Here is a 17,040-nt window from a genome sequence, read left to right as displayed (position 1 = left end):
GAAAGTTTTATTATGCGATTCTACATATAAATAGTATATTAATGAATTCTTTTAAAAACGAAGATAATTTCACCGACAAAGAGAATAACCCAGAACGAATAAATAACAATGGAGTTTCTAAGGGAAAGAACGCATTGGATGCTCTTCATGAAAACATAGTAAAAGAAAAAGAAAAGGATCTAATTCTCAAAATTTCTGATATTTATGGCGTCGATTATGATGAGGCTAGTGAAATTCACATCAACTATCATAGTTTAAGAATTCAAAAAATGATAGAGAAATCAGAGTCCTTATCAAGTATGAAGAGCTTTATTGATAGCAATTTAGATTTAAGAAATCTCTCTGCCCAAGTTGCATTTGGTCAAATAACCGAGAACACATGTATGGACATTCTCATTGGATTGATGAAAAATCAAAAAGAAGCAAAGATAAAAGATAGATATATTAACTTTTACAGCTAAACATTCATAGCACTAATTTTGTTTGGATAAAGAATTCTGATATGGTAGCAAATGATCTAAGATTCACTCAAAGTAAATCAGTTCTCAAAACCCTGGCAATGAATTCATTTAAAGCAATTGATGAGGGATTATATGAAATTAACACTAGAAATGAACGCAATTATTTTAATCACAAAACAATTAGCCTCAAAAATAGGATCCGATCATCGTCAGTCGTGCCTTTAATAACAGAAATAAAGTATGCTTCTCCATCGAAAGGTGTATTGGCTGATTCAAAAACTTTTCGAGTAGAAGAGATAGCTTCTACAATGGAATCAGCAGGCTCTGCTGGAATATCAATTTTATCTCAACCGTACCTTTTTAATGGATCAATTACAAATGTATTAAAGGCAAGGAGAGCAACCACTTTACCACTCCTGATGAAGGATATTATTGTTAGTGACACCCAAATAAAGGCCGCAAAAACTGCTGGCGCAGACTGCGTGCTTTTTATAAAATCAGTATTTGATAGGAACCTAGCTGAAAAAGATCTCGAGACCCTTATCGAATATGCAAGTAGCATTGGACTAGAGACGATTTTGGAAATTCATGATATAGATGAATTTAAGGAGGCAATTAAACTACAACGCCACTATTCACATGATATACACATTATAGGGATAAATAACCGAAATTTAGACACGTTAGAGACAAGTTTAGACACTACGATCAATATTCTATCCAGCGTACCAAAATCGGGAAACACAGTAATTTCTGAAAGTGGTATTGAAAGACCCGAAGACATTGCAGGCTTATTGGAAGTGGGAACAGACGGCTTTTTAATCGGAACATCATTGATGGAGAATCCTGAATCAATAAGCAAAAGGATTAAAGAATTAACAAGCAGTAGGTAGGTAGATAAGCAATAAATCGATAGAATATTAAATAGTATAACTCATTTTAACTCTAATTAATTGAAATCTAATTTTTTGCCGAGTAAGTTCGGAACTTATGGTGGGAGATATGTGCCCGAAACATTAATTCCTGCTTTAGAAGATTTGGAAAAATGGTATCTAAAATTAAGTATAAATAAACAATTTCAAGGAGAGCTTGCCAATATGCTCGAAAGTTTTGCAGGTAGACCAACTCAACTCTATTTTGCAAAAAATCTAACAAAAAAACTTGGCGGACCCCAAATTTACCTTAAAAGAGAAGATCTATTGCATAGTGGTGCCCACAAAATAAACAATACCTTAGGTCAAGCGCTAATAGCCGTCAAAATGGGTAAGAAAAGGATAATTGCAGAAACAGGAGCCGGACAACATGGGGTAGCTACATCCATTGCATGTGCGGTTTTTGGACTCGAATCTGAGATTTACATGGGTGCTAAAGATGTCGAAAGACAGCAAACTAACGTGTTTAGAATGCAAATAATGAATTCTAAGGTTCATCCAGTACATTCTGGGTCAAAGACTTTAAAGGATGCAATTAATGAAGCGCTACGGGATTGGATCTCAAATGTAAATGATACTCATTATTTAATTGGATCAGTTATGGGCCCCCATCCATTTCCAACTATAGTCAGAGACTTTCAGGCTGTAATAGGAAGGGAGATAAAGAATCAGGCAATAAAATTAACAGGCAATCTTCCGGATGCCATTGTTGCATGTGTTGGTGGAGGAAGTAATGCAATCGGATCTTTTTATCCGTTTATCGATGATACGAAAGTAAAACTCATCGGAGTTGAAGCAGGGGGTAAAGGCATCAAAACAGATTTTCATGCTTCAACCTTATCAAAAGGAAAGGTGGGTATTTTTCATGGCATGAAAAGCTATTTTCTGCAGGATGATTATGGTCAGATAAAGGAAGCTCATAGTATTTCAGCAGGATTGGATTATCCAGGAATCGGACCTGAACATGCGTATTTAAAGGACATTAAGAGGGTTATCTACCCTAAAATCACAGATAAAGAGGCTGTTAATGCCTTCCTGGAGCTTTCGAGAACGGAGGGAATTATTCCCGCACTAGAATCTTCACATGCTTTGGCTTATATAATGAAAAACGCAAAGGAATTCAAGAAAGATGATGTTGTGGTCATAACTGTTTCTGGAAGAGGAGACAAAGACCTCCATGTAGTACAGGATTTTTTGGCAAATATTCAAAGCCATGATCAATACCATGCAAAGGGATAGAAAAGAGGAGGATATTGTTAGAAATTGAAGAACAAAGTTGTTTTAAAGTTCTTAGAATTAGAAAAGCGTAAAGAGAAAGCACTGATTACATACCTGGTAGGTGGATTTCCTGATTTAGAAACATCTAAACAGATAATAGAAACAGTAATTGCATCAGGTGCAGACATCGTCGAAATAGGCATCCCTTTCTCAGATCCGATGGCTGATGGTCCAGTAATCCAGAATGCATTTTCTGATACTTTAAAGCAAGGAATCAAACCAATTGATTGTCTCAAGTTAGTAGAATCAATAAAACAAAGATTTCCTAACACACCTATGGTGGCAATGACTTATTCAAACATATTGTATTCCACCGGATTTAAACAGTTTTTGAGACAATCAAAAGATTATAGTGTCGATGGATTCATCATTCCTGATCTTAACTTTGAAGAAGCCGAAGACTTTCTTAACCTTTCAAAGCAATTTCAATTGGCAACAATTTTTCTTACATCCCCAAATACAAATGACAAGAGATTGAAAAAAATATCCGCGATTTCCACAGGTTTCGTTTATATGGTTTCGGTTTATGGTATTACCGGATCTAGAAACCGATTCGAGAAATATACATTTGAATCAATCAAGAGGACAAAAGAGATCACGTCAAGATACGGCAAACCTTTGGCTGTTGGATTTGGTATTAGCACCCCTGCTGATGTGCGTAAAATGATCAGAGCAGGTGCAGACGGTGTAATTGTTGGAAGCTCACTGATAAAAGTAATAGAGGAATACAAAGACAATAAGGATGCTATGCTTGAAAATTTAAGTTCTTTTGTGAGACAACTAAAGGAAGCTTGTAAAGCGTGAGTGGAGATGTCCAAAGGATAGAGCCCCCACACCCAAAACAATGAACGAATCCCAACTTAAAGACAAATTTTTAAGTTATCTAAAGACCAATCCCAATAATAGTTTTTTTGGAAAAACGGTAGAAAAGCCTCAGCATTTCTTGGAAATAAAGAACGAAGCATTGAACAGAAGGTTTGATTTCATATTAGCAATTATAAGAACTTCTGGTTACAAACCCAAAGAGATCAGAAAAAATTCGATTGAGATAGATGATGATCTCAAAAATATTCATACACGTGGAACTCTTTTAAAGAACATTTCTCAAACACATAAGATTAAAATCCAAAACATGACGATTTTCCCAATTGAAATCAAGTCAAATCAAGACAAACTAGATGAAAGGTTAGGCAACCAGATAATTGACGCTATCATGTCTTTCGGTAGATCTGTTATAATCCTAGATAGCAAGCACTGTCAAAACATGAAAAAAAATGGATTAAAGAGGATCTTACCATCTACCATAATAGGCTACCAAGAGTCTGATGACAAATTTGTTCTCATTAATAAATTTAGCAGAGTTATTTCGGATAGTCTGTTGAATATAAATAAAATTGGTTTAATCAGAGCTCTAGAAAAATCAAATTCTAATGTTAATATTTCGAGCCTCCAAAGAAATCTAAGATCTTTACAAACTATAAATCAAAAACTAATTTATAATCAAATTTTCCTCGACCAGCAATCATTCCACGAAGATGAATTAAGATTCGTAGAAGAATTATCAACAATAAATCAAAAAATTAACATAAAAAAAGAGATTTTAAAATCCATCAAGCATTTAACAAATTACAAGATAACAGATTTTATAGAGTAGCTGTCACAAGACCAGTATTATCATTAGCATAACCTAAGAAATTCATTCGGATTATATGAGGTCTGCCTGCTCCGAATGTATAAACAATTTCCAGATCATCCAATGTGTCTGACGCATCCCGACCCTCTAACTTTAGAATAACTACATGTATTGTTTCATGAGAAATGACTCTCTCGATCAAATCCTCAATATTTTCAAAACTCGTAAAACCATTAATCTGTGAAATTTTAGAAAAGACAAACATAAGGGAATAATCCTGTTGCTCCTCTCCAAACGGTGCTACAGGATTATCATAGGTACAATACTCTTGAGAGTCATCAAAAGAACAAGCAAAACAAAAATCATTAATTCCCACGCAATTATAGGAAGAATCCGAAGAATAAAAAATTTCATTTTCTTGTCGTCATAAAGTATGGAATATATCAAACCAAAGATTCTAGATAATAATAGTAGTAGTTATGCGAATTTTACAGCTGCATGTTGATTATATTGAATATCATCCCGTCAGCAAAGAGATTTCTGACGCAGAATCTTTGACCATAAATGAAAAACAGAGGTTGGAAGATACAGTCGTAATTTTGATGTCAATCGAAAAAGGAGACGACAGAAGCATGATTATGGATATTGTCCATGAAATTAACGACTATCTTTCAAAAATTAAGGGTAAATCCATCCTGCTTTATCCATATGCTCATCTTAGTTCAAATTTAGAGACTCCAAGCAAATCATTTAGACTGTTAATTGAAATAGAAAAAGCTTTAAACGAGTCCTTGAGTCAATCTGGAATCACAGTAAGTAGAGCACCATTTGGTTGGACAAAATCGCTAGAATTTAAAGTGAAAGGTCACCCAATGGCCGAAAATTCTAAATCCTTTCATAAAAAGAGTCCTCAAGAGTTAGCACAACAAGAGCAGACTCAGCATCACCTTAAGAAAGATGGCAGAATGTCTGTAGATGCTTGTCACCATCTAGAGGAAGTGGAGAAGGAGGAGGAGGAAGAAGAAGAAGATGTCTCTGAGGCATTAAAATCTGAAAAAAATTTGAAATCAAACTGGTATATAATGGATACCCAAGGAAATTTAGTAAAACATGATGAATATAAATTTAGAAAATCAGAAAAGAATCTAGAAAATTTGCTTAACTATGAAATTCTTAAGAAACGGGTTGTTGACGAACAACCACCCCACGTCAAATTGATGAGAAGGTTAGGCATTTCTGATTATGAGCCCGCCTCAGATTCAGGTAACATGAGATATTATCCAAAGGGGCGACTAATGAAATCTTTGCTCGAACAATTTGTCACAAGAAAGGTATTAGATTACGGAGGGTTGGAGGTTGAAACTCCGATAATGTATGATTCGCACCATCCTTCAATGGAGAGTTATTTCAACAGATTTCCCGCAAGACAATACAATATAAAGTCCGATCAAAAGGATCTCTTCTTGCGCTTCGCAGCATGTTTTGGTCAATTTCTTATGACAAAAGATTTTCAGATGTCATACAAGAATCTGCCACTTAAATTATATGAACTAACGCGTTATAGCTTTAGAAGAGAGAAAAGTGGAGAATTAGTTGGTTTAAGAAGACTACGTGCATTTAGTATGCCAGATTGTCATGCGTTTTGTCAAGACATTGAGCAAGCCAAAACAGAATTTTTAAAACGGTTTCAATTATCAGTATCAGTCATTGAAGATATAGGTCTTTCAACTAGAGATGACTTGGAAATGGCCATCAGGTTTACCAAAGACTTTTACAATGAAAACAAGCAATATATCCACGATTTAGTATCAAATTTTGGGAAACCGGTTCTAGTAGAATTGTGGGAGGAACGATTTTTTTATTTTACGTTAAAATGGGAGTTTAATTTCATTGACAATCTTGGTAAAGCATCAGCCCTATCTACAGATCAGATAGATATTGAAAATGCTGAAAGATACGACATCACCTATGTAGATGAACATGGAAATAAAAAGAACCCGGTCATATTACACAATTCCCCAAGTGGAGCAATTGAAAGGGTGATTTTTGCATTATTGGAAAAATCTGCCAGATTAATGCGTGAAGGCAAGGTTCCGTATTTACCTTTATGGTTAATGAACACACAAGTAAGAATTATTCCAGTCAGGGATGAATTTTTACCTCAATGTGAGTCATTCCTAAAAATATTAAAGGAAAATTCCATACGTGGTGATATAGACGATAGAGATGACACATTATCCAAGAAAATAAGGGAGGCAGAAACTGAATGGATACATTATGTGGTAATAATAGGTGAAAAAGAAGTTGCATCAAAAACGGTCTCCGTAAGGGAAAGATTAACAAAGAAAAGCTATTCAGAAGACGGCACGAAGTTAGTTTCAATAATTAAAGATCAAATTAAAGATAAACCGTTTCTACCAATCAACTTGCAAGAAAAATTGTCGAATAGACCAAGGATTGCCTCTTAATGCAACCTAATCGTTATTTTAAAAATGAATTTTACTTGCTTTTTTTGACATAAAATCTCCCGTTAGTATTCTGAGTAGAGTCTGAGTTGCCAAAGCCCCTTCTCTAAAATCATTGTTCTTAAATCCTGTTTCGACGAAATCTACTCCTGTTAGGACTGCACTTTCATCAATACTATTAATTAGGTCCACAATTTGAAAAGGGCTCAAACCATAGGGTTCGGGTGTGCCTGTACATGACACATACGATAAATCATAAACATCAATATCAAAAGATACATAGATTTTTCGATTGCGTGTATTATTTCTTATCCACGATTTTATTTCATCAAAATCATTATGGCAATTCCATGCGTCAAATGTAGTGACCTCTTGGCGAAGAGCAAATTGATTTTCATTCCTATCACCTTGTCGGATGCCAATCTGTACCAGATCTTGACCTCTTAGATATCCATTCTCGATTAGGTGATAAAAAGGAGTTGTATGACACATAGTCATCCCTTCATAAGTAGATTTCATATCTCTGTGGGCGTCAAAATGCAGTAATAACGGCCGCTCTCGAGATATCCACTTAAAGATTGAATAAGTAATCGTATGCTCTCCACCTAAAATCACAGGTATTTTTTGTGTGTCTCTTAATAGTGTTATAACAACTGAGATTTTTTCATCAAAGTTGTTCCAAAAAGATTCTATTTTTTCCAAATCATGTACATCGGAGTAATCTGAATTATCTGATTTAATATCTCCAAGGTCATAGACTAGTGCTTTGTCATAGATTTCAATGTTTTTCTCATAAACCAATGTCTCAATTTGCTTAGAGGATGTAGTCCTAATTGCATGAGGACCCATGGATGTAGTCTTTCCGAATGTAGTTGTGATGTCAATAGGAGCTCCAAAAACAACTACATTTGCGTTATCGAAGGTAACAGGAATGGGTATATCACAAAAATTACAGCCAGATAAAGTATACTCGGGTCTAGTAAACATATTTTCGAGTTTCGTTAAAATATCCAATTTAGTAGTATTTCACCACTGCTGAGTATTTACCAGATATAATCTTCCTAACCCCAAAAAAGCTCATCCAAATTTGACTGACGAGGTTTACCAATTATAGATTTAAAATTCAAGTTCAATGAAGAAAGAACCTGGTCAAATGTCGCTTCCATAGCTTCTAGATATTTTTCGTTATCGACTTCTGACTTGCTCACCAGCGATACCGGCTTTACACCATCTACTGTTCTTGTCTTTACATAAGAAATAATATCACCTGCCTTTAATTCCTGTCCTAATTCGACTAATTGTTTGGCTGCCTTAATGTGCTGAGGAATACCTTTGACATTGCCAAAATCCTTAGATTTACCACCCAATGATAACGTATGGTTTTCATTGTTATTTTGAGACCGGACTCCATATTTTTCGGGCGATTTATTAATCATCACATTAAAACTCAACTCAGCTAGAGGGATTTTCCTGTTCTCTAAATCCTCAGCTAAGGAACGAATAATTTCCTTTATCTTAGTCTTTGCATTGGTAAAATCCTTTTCCGAATATATATCTCTTAAGACATTCAATATTTCATAAAAAGCCTTCCGTATGAAGGGTGGTGTATGGGATTTTTTACCTGTTAACCCTTTTACATCAACGGTCCCATCATCAAGAACACCTAGGTAATTTTTCTTTAGCGCGCTAAATACCACATATCTGTACCGTTTGTCTATCTCTAAATCAACACCTAATTCTGTCTTTGCCCAGTTAGAAATTGATTTAAGTTGCTCGTCTGTGGGGTTCTTCAAGAATAAGGAATCAGTGTCACCATAAATGACTTTAACATTATCTTCATTGCATTTTCGTATGGTTTTCGTTGTAGTAGATCTTCCTATGGCAGCTGTAGCTTCAGCTACAGGTAGACAATACAGAGGAAATATTTCCGCCCCCATAACACCGTAAGTGGCATTCAAAATCACCTTAATTGCTTGGCTAATTACACTATACAGCTGTCTGTCCTCGTTATTAAGTGTCTTATCCTTTGACAAATGTTTATAATAATTTACTCGCAGGTCACGCAAAGTGCCTATGAGAATCGAAGTCATACCCCTTTTTTTTCTGCAGATCCAATGTGTTGTCCCTTCTATATGATTAATTGGATTTTTCCTACATTCATCATGTGGACAGTTAACTGTCTCGTAAGAAAGATTGTGTACTTTAATTATGCTTGGATATAGGCTGGCAAAATCAACGACAACAACATTAAAATGAATTCCCAGTTCGGGTTCAACCACTAATCCTCCCCTATACTTTTTCTCCTTGATTATAGCTGTGGTAGAAGAGCTACCTTTTTGTAGTAGCTCATCGCGTCTAGGAATAATAATATTTTGTTGTCTATGTTCAAAAAACATCATGGATCGAATCCATTGATTCACACCAAACCTTGTAATATCTTCTATAGACATTCTTGAAATCCTAGCGATGATAACAATCAATTTCATCAGTAAATTATCATTAAAAGAGCTGAGGCGGTAAGTCAAGTCCGCATCTTTAAGACAATATTCTGCTAATTTTTGAATAGATAAATCGCCGATACTCCCTTCAAATTCGATCTTTGTATCCTCTAATAGGGCTTCAGAAATGGCGTTTAACGTATATTCGGAATATTTATGACTGAAAGCATAATTCTGGACAGATCGATTTTGAAATGTTCGAAATAAATCAATATGAATTCCTGTTTGCAATGTTACAGGATCTGCTTGCATCCCTCGTTTGATGAAGGACTCTCTTTTAATTACTATAGGAACTAGTTCCTTTTCTATAGGAGTAGCATTTATGGGGTCGATTCTAGGATCCTGAGATCTGGCATATAGATAAGGCAAGTCAAAATCATCACCATTATAAGTCAAAATTATTGGATAATTTTGTATTACTTGAAAAACCTTTAACAGCATTTCTTTTTCAGTTTCACAAACCTCAATGCTTTGATCCAAAGAGTCTAGTTGTACATCAGATCCTTTTTTTAAAACATAAACTTTCTTTAGGCCGTCTGAACTAGAAATTCCAACCGCAGTAATGACTCGATCATGTTCTCTGGCCGTAGGCATACGCCCTTCTTCTGAATCAACCTCAATATCTAAAGCAAGTCTTTTTATGTTGGGAATAGGTTGGTTCAGTAGCCGTGACCACTTTAAAAGAAATTTATCGTATTCATTGTTGCTAAAATTACTCTGAAATTTATTTGATGTAAAGAGGGTGTTTAGATATTTATCAACACCCTTTGAAATTGAAAACTCGTGTAACACCAAACTATTTCCAACACGCTTATAATACGCACCCGGAATCAGACCCATATCATACATATAACTCTCATGATATTTTATGTCGGCCTCCCATGAGGTTACCTTTTCTCTAAAACTGTTATCAGTTCCTCCAATTGCGAGTGGATCTGGAGCCAATATTTTGAGGATATCAATTTCTTTGTCCAAAATATCATCTAGTTTTTTTACTTCCTGGATACTGTATCTGGTCTTTTCATCATCTACTATTCGATTGACTTCTGATGCAAATTCTTTTTTTACATAGCAATAGGGTTGATGTTTGTTATTTGCATTTCCTTGTAAGAAATATTCACTCCAAAAATATACTTGAGAATCAGACGGGTTATAAAATTTCAAAAATACAGATTTTTTTTCACCTACATAAAAGGATGAAAGAAGTAAACAGGGCATATTTTCTGGAATCATTTTTAAGTAATACTCTTCTCCTCTTTTTGTTGAGGTCAAAGTTGACAAATTTCCTTGCTACACCTCCCCACTTTTCGATCGGCATTTCAAGGATTAAATCCTATCTCTTTATGAGTAGGTGAACATTTGCAAATCAAGACACACTCCAGGCAGGTGTGCTTTCATTGAATGGGTCAACGAACACATACATCAAACTTTTATCAAATCTGTTTATTGTGTCAATCATCTTAGTTACCAATACTATTAATCCAATCTATAATAGAAATCAAGGCAACTCTTGCCATAAATTAAGAAAATCTATCCTCTTTGCAATACCTTAATGCTAAAGTTAATATTATCAATTATCTAAATGGTAATGAACGCATCCAAGACAAAAGGCGGCGTCGGTAATGAAAAAAAATTGGCTAATGCCATAATATGATTTACAGACCTCCAGGTGCGCTCTTGACAATAAAAACGATTTAGATACACAACAGTAGAAAAACAACCCCAATGTGGTTGTTGAATATATGGATGATGAATCTAATAGTAAATAGTAATAATAACAAAATCATAATGGAGGTTCAATCAGCATATCAGTGCTGACCTGATAGATTGAATCTGACATGGGAATGATCAGGTAGATGCATGTATGCGAAGATATAAAGACACGTAAATAACAATGATACTGTACTAACTAAAATAAAGGATGAACAAATACTAGTATTATCAGTTACTTTTTTTTGATTGCATTAAAGATGATCCAATAAGAATGAATCTGAATGTCTATGTCTATACACTATACGGAATAGTACAGTTAGTTAGTTTTTTTCAATCGATCGTACTCTTTCTCTTTCTTGGTTGATTAGTGGTTGTAACTTTTTCTCTCTTATACAAAGAAAAAGAATACTAACAACAAGAAAGAAATAAACTCAATAAATGTCCTGACTGGATACTAAATAAATTATTAGTTTCCATCAGGGACGTACGTTCTCTTCTTTCTCTTCTTTCTTCCTGTTCCTTCTTTGACTACTACTTGATGATTGATTATTATCATCAACAAGAAAGCAGTCGGTCAATCGGAATAAAAAGGAAGGAAAAGAAAGGAAAAAAGAACGTATGTATAAACGAGAAAGTGATTCAACGGATAAAAGGCAAAAGAGATTTTGCCATTGACTCCGGTTGATCCTGCCGGACCCGACTGCTATCAGAGTGGGACTAAGCCATGCGAGTCGACATAGCAATATGTGGCGTACGGCTCAGTAACACGTAGTCAACATGCCCAGGGGACGTGGATAACCTCGGGAAACTGAGGATAAACCGCGATAGGTCACTACTTCTGGAATGGGTAATGACTCAAACCTATATGGCCCCTGGATTGGACTGCGGCCGATCAGGCTGTTGGTGAGGTAATGGCCCACCAAACCTGTAACCGGTACGGGCTCTGAGAGGAGGAGCCCGGAGATGGGCACTGAGACAAGGGCCCAGGCCCTATGGGGCGCAGCAGGCGCGAAACCTCTGCAATAGGCGAAAGCCTGACAGGGTTACTCTGAGTGATTTCCGTTAAGGAGATCTTTTGGCACCTCTAAAAATGGTGCAGAATAAGGGGTGGGCAAGTCTGGTGTCAGCCGCCGCGGTAATACCAGCACCCCGAGTGGTCGGGACGTTTATTGGGCCTAAAGCATCCGTAGCCGGTTCTACAAGTCTTCCGTTAAATCCACCTGCTTAACAGATGGGCTGCGGAAGATACTATAGAGCTAGGAGGCGGGAGAGGCAAGCGGTACTCGATGGGTAGGGGTAAAATCCGTTGATCCATTGAAGACCACCAGTGGCGAAGGCGGCTTGCCAGAACGCGCTCGACGGTGAGGGATGAAAGCTGGGGGAGCAAACCGGATTAGATACCCGGGTAGTCCCAGCTGTAAACGATGCAGACTCGGTGATGAGTTGGCTTTTTGCTAACTCAGTGCCGCAGGGAAGCCGTTAAGTTTGCCGCCTGGGGAGTACGGTCGCAAGACTGAAACTTAAAGGAATTGGCGGGGGAGCACCACAAGGGGTGAAGCCTGCGGTTCAATTGGAGTCAACGCCGGAAATCTTACCGGGGGCGACAGCAGAGTGAAGGTCAAGCTGAAGACTTTACCAGACAAGCTGAGAGGAGGTGCATGGCCGTCGCCAGCTCGTGCCGTGAGGTGTCCTGTTAAGTCAGGTAACGAGCGAGATCCCTGCCTCTAGTTGCTACCATTATTCTCAGGAGTAGTGGAGCTAATTAGAGGGACCGCCGTCGCTGAGACGGAGGAAGGTGGGGGCTACGGCAGGTCAGTATGCCCCGAAACCCTCGGGCCACACGCGGGCTGCAATGGTAAGGACAATGAGTTTCGATTCCGAAAGGAGGAGGCAATCTCTAAACCTTACCACAGTTATGATTGAGGGCTGAAACTCGCCCTCATGAATATGGAATCCCTAGTAACCGCGTGTCACTATCGCGCGGTGAATACGTCCCTGCTCCTTGCACACACCGCCCGTCGCTTCATCGAAGTTGGTTCTTGGCGAGGTGGTGCCTCATTGGCACTATCGAACCTGGGGTCAGCAACGAGGGAGAAGTCGTAACAAGGTGGCCGTAGGGGAACCTGCGGCCGGATCACCTCCTTAGATAAAAAAATTGTATTATAGTAGTGGCAGAATAATAGCAGGCTGGCTGGCTGGATGGCTGGTAAAAGTAAAGGTAAAGATAATGGATTAGATGTACATGAACATGTATGTCTTGTCTTGTCTTGTCATGTCTTCTTTTACTAGTTATCTAGTCTAGCCTGCAAAAAAGCTACACATAATACAATTATTATATTATCAAAAATAATCCAACAATAGTAATAACAATTCCTTAATTTTTCATCTTACTACAATTGATTGAAAGAAATTAATTAACTACCAAACTAATCTGTTATGAATGTGTATTGTTATATACATCATTCCTTGCTTGGAATCATTACTATAACTATTGGACATCTGTGTAAATATCAAAAGAAAGACATCATAGTACAACTGATAATAATAATAATAATAATTAATGCATCTATCTGATCATTAAAGATAAAATAACCAACCAAGCAAAGGTTTAAGTCAGCAAAAAACCAAATAGTACAAAACCGGATGCAATCCTTTGTCGAAAACAGTCGTCAAACGTGAGGAGCTAAAAAGACCCCATATAGATACAAAGAGAAAAATGGGCGCGACTGACAAAGGATGAAGTTGATGTAGTAGACTCGGAGTCTACGATGATCATCGTGTATAGGAAAACTCCATCAAAAAATCGAAAATGTAGAATATAGAACTAGGAAAACTATTCGCGTAATAATGGAATAGATTTTGTAGTAAATATATCGTATCGTGGTGTTGTAGTGCAAACAGCAAGAAATAAAAAATTACACTGACAGAGAATCTATGTTTAATACAATACTCGAATTAGACTTTTTATTCCACTACAAAAATAAAGAAAGAAAGGAACTGGTAAAGTAAAGCAATCACCATTACCATCACCATCATCATTTTGATGAGTGAGTGACTAGATAAACAAAATAATACTACTGGACTGGTGCAAAGACGCCGATTGGTGGATGACTCGGCTTGGTAAGCGATGAAGGACGTGGCAAGCTGCGATAAGCCTGGGTTAGGTGCATGCGACCGTCGACCCCGGGATTTCCGAATGAGGTCTCTCTTTACACTCCCTTGCTATTTAATTAGCTTGGGAGAGCGAACTGTCCGAAGTGAAGCATCTGAGTAGGACGAGGAAAAGAAATCAACAAAATTATGAGATTCCGTTAGTAGCGGCGAGCGAAAGCGGAACAGCCCAAACTGAATCTGTTATGGTAACATAATAGAGATGTGGTGTTACGGGTATGGCGTATAGGATCCTGTGATCACAGCCGAAGTGTACTGGAAAGTACCGGAATAGAGGGTGATACCCCCGTAGGCGAACGAGAGTGGGATTCTGCCATATTCAGAGTAACTGGCCTTGGCAGTGGCCAGTGAAGATGGGTGAAAGTAGCATCCAAGGCTAAATATTCACCAAGACCGATAGCATACTAGTACCGTGAGGGAAAGTTGAAAAGTACCCCGGAAGGGGGGTTAAAAGCGCCTGAAACCAATCGGCTACAGACGTGTATGGCTCGAAAGGATATTCTAGAGTCATACGTTCCGTCTAGAAACACGGGCCAGGGAGATTGCTGTCATGGCGAGCTTAACCTTTAACAGAGGGAAGGCGAAGGGAAACCGAATTTGCGCATTTTTTCTTTTGAAAAAAGAGGCAATGGATCTGAAAGGGTCTTGAGTCATGGCAGTAAGGCTAGAAACCGGACGATCTAGTCCTGGATAAGACGAAGGTGAGCGAAAGCTCGCTGGAGGTCTGCAAGGGTCCTGACGTGCAAATCGGTCCTCTGATCTGGGATTAGGGGTCAAAAACCAATCTAGTCCGGTGATCGCTAGTTCCCACCGAAGTGGATCGCAGTCCTGCCTTAGCTGAGATTGCCTGTACTGTAGAGCACCGATCGGGTGGTAAGGGCTCGAAAGAGCTCGCCACTCATTCGAACTCCGAATGTGCAAGCGTCGTAGAAGCTAGGAGGCGGGTTTATGTGGGGTAAGCCTCATAACCGAGAGGGGGACAACCCAGACTAAAGTTAAGGTCCCCAAATGTCTACTAAGTGTCAAACCAAAGGGTGTTTTCGAGCAAAGACAGCAGGAAGGTAGGCTCAGAAGCAGCCACCCTTCAAAGAGTGCGTAACAGCTCACCTGCCGAGCTCGAAAGCCCCGAAAATGTACGGGGCTCAAGTAGACTACCGATACTTTAGACCGCCGACGATGTCGGTGCGTGGTAGGTGGGCGTAGTGTTTGGGTAGAAGCTGGGCTGTAAAGTCCAGTGGACCGAACTACTAGTGCAGATCCTGGTGGTAGTAACAGCAAAGCCGGGTGAGAATCTCGGCGACCGCAAGGGCAAGGGTTTCCCGGCAATGCGTCATCAGCCGGGAGTTAGCCGGTCCTAAAAACAACCTCAACAGAGTTGTTTGAATGGGAAACTGGTTAATATTCCAGTGCCTTGAAAGTTCGTTATACCTTTTTTGTCGCTTCCGGATAGGGTAAGCAGAACCGTCGTTTTGTCTAAGTATTCAAGCCTTGAGGAGTGCCGTAATGGCGAGAATTAAGGCGAGATGCGAATGGCCCTTCGCAAGAAGGGTTTACTTGATTCCAGGAGACAATGAAAGCAAAAATAGGAAGATACTTTCAAGACCGTACCGAGATCCGACACTGGTGCCCTGGATGAGAAGTCTAAGGTCTATCGGGTATACCGTATGGCAAGGGAACTCGGCAAAATAGCTCCGTACCTATGGTATAAGGAGTGCCTGCAGTTTTTACGAGGAGTAGGGACTGCAGGTCGCAGTGACTAGGGGGTCCCGACTGTTTAATAAAAACACAGGTGGTCGCTAGTCCGAAAGGATTTGTATGGCCTCTGTATCCTGGCCAGTGGCGGTACCTAAAACCTGGGTTCAACTGGGCTAAGGGCCGCTAAACGCCGGGAGTAACTCTGACTCTCTTAAGGTAGCCAAATGCCTTGTCGGGTAAGTTCCGACGTGCATGAATGGAACAACGAGGGCCCCGCTGTCCCTGCCTACAACCCGGTGAAGCCACATAACGAGGACGAACAGTCCTCGAACCTCTGTCGGGGAGAGAAGACCCTGTGGAGCTTTACTGCAGCCTGTTGCTGCGATATGGTTGCAAATGCAGAGAGTAGCTGGGAGCCGTTAAGGTCAGTTCTCCGGGACTGACATAGGCGCAAGTGTAACACCAGCCATTTGTTACCGTATCGCTAACCTGTCTATCAGGGACAACGGCAGGTGGGCAGTTCGGCTGGGGCGGCACCCCCTTGAAAATGTATCGAGGGGGCCCAAAGATTGGCTCAGGCGGGACAGAACTCCGCCGGTGAGGGCAAAGCCAAAAGCCAGTCTGACTGGATTCCCAATGATACGGGATTCAGAGGCGAAAGCCGGGCTTAGCGATCCATCATGTCCTCACTATTGGGGGCTGGTGGTGACAGAAAAGTTACCCTAGGGATAACAGGCTCGTCGCGGGCGAGAGCTCCCATCGACCCCGCGGTTTGGTACCTCGATGTCGGCTCTTCCCATCCTGGTTCTGCAGCAGGAGCCAAGGGTGGGGCTGCTCGCCCATTAAAGGGGAACGTGAGCTGGGTTTAGACCGTCGTGAGACAGGTCGGTCTCTGCCTGACAGGGGCGTGGTTGTCTGAGGGGAAGTTGCCCCTAGTACGAGAGGAACAGGGCAGCGCAGCCTCTGGTTTATCAGTTGTCCGACAGGGCAAGCTGAGCAGCTAAGCTGCTTAGGATAACTCCTGAAAGCATCTAAGGAGGAAGCCTTTCCCGAGAAAAGACAGCCTTCCGTAAGGAGAAGGGCGGCCATAGAAGATGGCGTTGATGGAATGGAGGTGTAAGTATCAAGCCTTCGGGCGAGGTATTCAGCCTGCCATCACCAATAGCCCAACGCACCTGAATCCTGTGCTGATTG

The 17,040-nt window shown here is 39.4% G+C and carries 9 protein-coding genes and 2 rRNA genes; 8 read left to right on the top strand and 3 right to left on the bottom strand.

The window, feature by feature from the left end:
- Positions 1–41: 41 nt before the first annotated feature.
- The 5 genes from NFRAN_RS00055 to NFRAN_RS00035 all read left to right on the top strand — a co-directional run bounded on the left by NFRAN_RS00055 (position 42) and on the right by NFRAN_RS00035 (position 4,325).
- Positions 42–461 carry a hypothetical protein gene (locus NFRAN_RS00055; RefSeq protein ID WP_134482502.1) on the top strand — a complete coding sequence of 140 codons (420 nt, stop codon included), beginning with the start codon at positions 42–44 and terminating at the stop codon, positions 459–461.
- Positions 462–502: 41 nt separating this feature from the next.
- A complete protein-coding gene (locus NFRAN_RS00050) occupies positions 503–1,354 on the top strand; it encodes an indole-3-glycerol-phosphate synthase (RefSeq protein ID WP_134482501.1) in 852 nt (283 codons plus the stop codon).
- A 75-nt stretch (positions 1,355–1,429) separates the two neighbouring features.
- Entirely contained in the window at positions 1,430–2,632 is a 1,203-nt protein-coding gene (trpB, locus tag NFRAN_RS00045; RefSeq protein ID WP_134482500.1) for a tryptophan synthase subunit beta, read from the top strand.
- 24 nt (positions 2,633–2,656) lie between these two features.
- Positions 2,657–3,475, top strand: a complete 819-nt coding sequence (trpA, locus tag NFRAN_RS00040; protein ID WP_134482499.1) for a tryptophan synthase subunit alpha — start codon at positions 2,657–2,659, stop codon at positions 3,473–3,475.
- A 40-nt stretch (positions 3,476–3,515) separates the two neighbouring features.
- Positions 3,516–4,325 carry a hypothetical protein gene (locus tag NFRAN_RS00035; RefSeq protein ID WP_134482498.1) on the top strand — a complete coding sequence of 270 codons (810 nt, stop codon included), beginning with the start codon at positions 3,516–3,518 and terminating at the stop codon, positions 4,323–4,325.
- On the opposite strand, the gene NFRAN_RS00030 is transcribed toward NFRAN_RS00035, so the two are convergent.
- Positions 4,315–4,680: a hypothetical protein gene (locus NFRAN_RS00030; RefSeq protein WP_134482497.1), complete on the bottom strand. Its 366-nt coding sequence runs from the start codon at positions 4,678–4,680 to the stop codon at positions 4,315–4,317. The two genes, NFRAN_RS00035 and NFRAN_RS00030, sit on opposite strands and share 11 nt — an antisense overlap.
- Positions 4,681–4,783: 103 nt before the next feature.
- On the opposite strand from NFRAN_RS00030, the gene NFRAN_RS00025 reads away from it, so the two are divergent.
- Positions 4,784–6,772, top strand: a complete 1,989-nt coding sequence (locus NFRAN_RS00025) for a threonine--tRNA ligase (RefSeq protein WP_134482496.1) — start codon at positions 4,784–4,786, stop codon at positions 6,770–6,772.
- 18 nt (positions 6,773–6,790) lie between these two features.
- Here NFRAN_RS00025 and NFRAN_RS00020 read toward each other — a convergent pair whose 3' ends face one another.
- Positions 6,791–7,783 carry an arginase family protein gene (locus NFRAN_RS00020; RefSeq protein ID WP_134482495.1) on the bottom strand — a complete coding sequence of 331 codons (993 nt, stop codon included), beginning with the start codon at positions 7,781–7,783 and terminating at the stop codon, positions 6,791–6,793.
- 47 nt (positions 7,784–7,830) lie between these two features.
- On the bottom strand, positions 7,831–10,539 hold the full coding sequence (locus NFRAN_RS00015) for a DNA-directed DNA polymerase I (RefSeq protein ID WP_197731074.1): 2,709 nt from the start codon (positions 10,537–10,539) through the stop codon (positions 7,831–7,833).
- A gap of 1,115 nt (positions 10,540–11,654) precedes the next feature.
- Between NFRAN_RS00015 and NFRAN_RS00010 the strand changes: the two genes are divergently transcribed.
- Together NFRAN_RS00010 and NFRAN_RS00005 are read left to right on the top strand one after the other, a co-directional pair.
- Positions 11,655–13,123 (top strand): 16S ribosomal RNA (locus NFRAN_RS00010).
- A 936-nt stretch (positions 13,124–14,059) separates the two neighbouring features.
- Positions 14,060–17,027 (top strand): 23S ribosomal RNA (locus tag NFRAN_RS00005).
- The 16S and 23S rRNA genes sit together here, the layout of an rRNA operon.
- The last annotated feature ends 13 nt before the right edge of the window (positions 17,028–17,040 follow it).

The sequence above is a fragment of the Candidatus Nitrosocosmicus franklandus genome (assembly GCF_900696045.1).
GTDB classification, from domain to species: domain Archaea; phylum Thermoproteota; class Nitrososphaeria; order Nitrososphaerales; family Nitrososphaeraceae; genus Nitrosocosmicus; species Nitrosocosmicus franklandus_A.
The sequence above is the reverse complement of the archived record's forward strand: the minus strand, read 5'-3'. Positions and strand labels throughout refer to the sequence as shown.

What these genes read in the sequence shown, in the direction of transcription:
- NFRAN_RS00025 (WP_134482496.1), top strand. Translation starts at nt 4,784, where the DNA reads ATGCGAATTTTACAGCTGCATGTTGATTATATTGAATATCATCCCGTC.
- NFRAN_RS00050 (WP_134482501.1), top strand. Translation starts at nt 503, where the DNA reads ATGGTAGCAAATGATCTAAGATTCACTCAAAGTAAATCAGTTCTCAAA.
- NFRAN_RS00055 (WP_134482502.1), top strand. Translation starts at nt 42, where the DNA reads ATGAATTCTTTTAAAAACGAAGATAATTTCACCGACAAAGAGAATAAC.
- NFRAN_RS00035 (WP_134482498.1), top strand. Translation starts at nt 3,516, where the DNA reads ATGAACGAATCCCAACTTAAAGACAAATTTTTAAGTTATCTAAAGACC.